We start from the raw sequence: 3,815 nt of genomic DNA, 5'->3' as shown, positions 1-3,815 counted from the left end.
CCAGCACCGCGAGGAGTTGATCCAGTCCGCCTCCGTGCGCGAGTTCCGCCGCCATGGCATGGCTCGTTTCGTCACCGAACTGCAATTGTGCGACCGACTCACTGACAAGGAGCGAGTTGATGGCTTGCATGATGCCGACGAAAGGGGCCACTTTGCATAACTCGATGATGGGGAGCCCGGCCTCCTGGCCGGCGTCGAGCATGGACTCTGGAATTGCGGGCAGATCAGGCCCGTTTCGATCGCCAAAGCGGTGATGCCGCGCGCCGCCAGTTGGCGGACGTAGTCCACGCGCCGCTCGTCCGAGGCGGTGGCGAGGGCCTGCCCGCCGTTCAGGAGCAGCTCTCCGCCCCGCAGCAACGGAGCGATGTCCAGCACTTCGCTTGAATGGACCCAACGGAGCTGCCGGGACAGTGCCTCGGGCACATCCGTCCGGAGAACTGGTTCGGCGGCTTTCAGGCTTTCGTGTTCGAAGGCGTCGGCAAGGAGCAGAGACATGACACTCCGTAACTAATTATTGGAATCTATCGTACACATCGTATCTTGTTGCTGTGATGTGGGGCACATACATTGAAGGAGTCCCTTTCCTACACGGAGGATCCCCCAATGCACGAGAACTTATCCACTGCGACGCCTGGGGCTGCAACGGCGCAGACCGACGTCGAACAGAACCTGCAGTCCATTCCCGAATCAGCGCGTACCCGCAGCGTTGCGGGCCAATTCTGGATCTGGGCAGGCGCGAACCTTGCTCCCATCAACTGGGTCCTCGGGGCCCTCGGCGTCCAGCTTGGACTGGGCTTTGCCGATACCGTCACGGTCCTGGTGGTGGGAAACCTGATCGGCATGGCGCTCTTTGGCTTGTTTGTCCTCCTGGGCCAGCGGACCGGTGCCACCGGCATGGTCCTGGCCCGGGCCGTCTTCGGCCGCCGCGGCAACTACCTCCCGAGCGCCATCCAGGCGCTCCTCGGAATCGGTTGGTGCGCCGTCAACACCTGGATCATCCTGGACCTCGTGATGGCACTCCTCGGCAAGCTCGGCATGGTCGATCCCGAGCAGCCCAACGTAGGCCCCAAGATCCTGGTGGCCTTCCTGATCATGTCCGCCCAGGTCACCATCGCCTGGTTCGGCTACAAGGCCATCGCGGCCTTCGAGAAGTGGACCGTCCCGCCCACCATCGTGGTGCTGATCGCGATGTCCGCCGTGGCCTGGTTCGGCATGAACATCGATTGGGGCTACGCTGGCCCTCCCGGTGCTGTCCTTGAAGGCGGCGCGCGGATCGCGGCCATGACCACCGTGATGACGGTTATCGGCATCGGCTGGGGGATCACCTGGTTCACCTACGCGGCGGACTATTCACGCTTCGTCAGCAAGTCCGTCCCCAAGCACAAGGTCTACCTGGCCTCCGTATTCGGCCAGTTCCTCCCGGTGGTGTGGCTCGGCATCCTTGGCGCCAGCTTGGCAACGAAAAGCGGCACGGCCGATCCCGGCCACCTCATCGTGGACAACTTCGGCGTGCTGGCCATCCCGGTGCTCTTCCTGGTGCTGCACGGTCCCATCGCGACGAACATCCTGAACATCTACACCTTTTCGGTAGCTGCCCAGGCGCTGGACATCAAGGCCAAGCGTCGCTCCTTGAACCTCTTCGTCGGACTCCTTGCCCTGGTCGGCGTCGTGTTCTTCATCCTGCAGGAGGATTTCGCGTCAACACTGAGCACGTGGCTCGGCGGGCTCGTGGCGTGGGTAGCCGCGTGGGGAGGCATCATGTTGGTGCACTACTTCTGGGTGGACAAGCGCAGCCCCGTAGCAGTCGACCGGCTCTTCGACCCTGTGGGTACCCGCCGGCTCCCGGCGTTCAACTGGGCCGGGATCACCGCGCTCCTGGTAGGCATCTTTGCCACGTGGCTGTTCATGTACGGCGTCCTGCCGATCATGCAAGGCCCCATCGCCACGGCCATGGGCGGGATCGACTTGTCCTGGCTGGCCGGCGGACTTGTTGCCGCGGCAGTCTATGGCGCGCTGGGCCCACGGGTCCATGCCCGGTACCTTCCGCTGTCTTCCGAGACCGCAGCGTCGCAGCCGCTTGCGGAAGACGCCGTCGCCAATCTGGTCAACGACTGAAAGGAAACCTGATGACCACCAACGCTTTCCCCGACGAGGCACACTCGATCACTTGGCCTGAAGGCTTCAGGGCAGCGGCGTCCTTCACGTTCGACGTCGACGCCGAATCCTGCACCATCGCGCACGATCCCACGAGCACCAGGCGCATGTCCCTCATGAGCCACCAGTCGTATGGCCCGAGGGTTGCTGTTCCGCGACTCTTGAAGATCCTCGAGCGCCAAGAGATCCAGGGAACCTTCTTCATCCCGGGATTCACGGCGGAAAGCTACCCGGACGTGGTGCGGCGGATCGTCGACGGCGGCCATGAAGTCGCCCACCACGGCTACCTGCACGAGCCAATGCAGGGAATCGACGCCGCCACCGAGGCCAACTACCTGGACCGCGGGCTCGACGCGCTCGCGAAGGTAGCCGGGGTCAGGCCGGTCGGCTACAGGGCACCGTGGTGGGAGCTCAACTGGCATTCGCCGGCGCTGCTCGCGGACCGTGGCTTCCTCTACGATTCAAGCCTGCTCGACGGCGATGCCCCTACCGCATGGCGGTTGCCTCGGATTCGGGTGATTCGCGGGACATCGTGGAGATCCCGGTGGATTGGGCCTTGGACGATTGGGAACAATACGCGTTCTATCCGGGAGTGACAGGCAGCGGGGTCATCGAGAGTCCGGCCAAGGTGTTGGAGATGTGGACCCTCGAAGCCGAAGCCCACCACACCCAAGGCAGCTGTTTCGTCTTGACCAACCACCCCTTCATCTCCGGCCGTCCGTCCAAGGCGGTTGCCTTGGAGCAGCTGATCGGACGAGTCAAGGCCATGGACGGGATGTGGGTGACCACCTTGGAACGGATCGCCGAGCACACCAAGGCCACGGTGAACGAGATCCACAGCCACGCCCGGATCGAGGTCCCGTCCTACCCGGGCGCAGGAGCCAGCTTCACGTCCGCCCGCGTGCTGGAAACCGCCCCCAACTAAGCCCGTCCCCACCCAACTGACTCGCAGTTGTTGTCGTTATCAGGGCCCAAAACGACACCTAATGCGAGCTAGTTGGGTGGGCCGGGCTAAGGGTGGGCCGGGCTACAGGTCGGTGCGGCACAGAGCGGTGTGGAGTTTGTAGAGTCCATTCAGGTCTCCGGCCGCCAAACCATCAGGGGCGCCGATCTCCGGGTACATGAGCTGGATCGGATCGTCTACGTGGTCAAGGCCAACCACGTGGCCAAGTTCGTGTTGGATCACCGCGGAGACGTAATGGGCGCCGCCGGAGACGCCCAGCAGTTCCGTGATTTGCGGGGCGTCCAAGTCCAGGCTTCCCGAGACGTAGCTCTTGGGTCCGGTGCCGAAGCTGTACATGGTGCTGCCGCCCGTTCCGATGACGGATCCTGTCAATGCGGGAGCCGCCTCTGGAGTGGTCCAGGAAATCAGCAGCGGTGCCCAACGGTCTCCGTAGAGCGCGGGCTGGTACGGCTTGCGCTTCTCGGAGGGGGTTTCCTTGCTGGTGCCGTCGTCAACGAATGTGAGGCCCGTAGCAGCGGCAATCTTTGCAATGGCGTCGGCGATGAGCCCCTCGGATCCGGCCGGGGCGAGAGCGGCGTTGACCACGTAGTGCAGTGGCCGGCACGGAGAGTAGCCCACGGGGGTACCGTCGGCATTGGTGGCCAGGAACTTGAAGGAGTTGCTGGCCACCGCGAGGCTTGGCGGGGGAGCCAAGCGG

At 63.9% G+C, this 3,815-nt stretch carries 2 protein-coding genes and 2 pseudogenes; 2 read left to right on the top strand and 2 right to left on the bottom strand.

Annotated features, from left to right (window positions below):
- Positions 1–495, bottom strand: a pseudogene (locus tag AHiyo1_RS07520) (PucR family transcriptional regulator ligand-binding domain-containing protein); the annotation flags it as partial.
- A 108-nt stretch (positions 496–603) separates the two neighbouring features.
- On the opposite strand from AHiyo1_RS07520, the gene AHiyo1_RS07515 reads away from it, so the two are divergent.
- Together AHiyo1_RS07515 and AHiyo1_RS07510 are read left to right on the top strand one after the other, a co-directional pair.
- A complete protein-coding gene (locus AHiyo1_RS07515; RefSeq protein ID WP_059388141.1) occupies positions 604–2,115 on the top strand; it encodes a purine-cytosine permease family protein in 1,512 nt (503 codons plus the stop codon).
- Positions 2,116–2,126: 11 nt separating this feature from the next.
- Positions 2,127–3,079, top strand: a pseudogene (locus AHiyo1_RS07510) (polysaccharide deacetylase family protein).
- A gap of 102 nt (positions 3,080–3,181) precedes the next feature.
- Here the strand turns inward: AHiyo1_RS07510 and AHiyo1_RS07505 are convergent.
- Positions 3,182–3,815: matrixin family metalloprotease (locus tag AHiyo1_RS07505; RefSeq protein ID WP_059388140.1), on the bottom strand; the 634-nt coding region annotated here is incomplete at its 5' end.

The organism is Arthrobacter sp. Hiyo1 (genome assembly GCF_001263615.2).
GTDB lineage: Bacteria > Actinomycetota > Actinomycetes > Actinomycetales > Micrococcaceae > Arthrobacter.
Note: the sequence above shows the minus strand (reverse complement) of the source record. Positions and strands in the feature narration are given on the sequence as shown.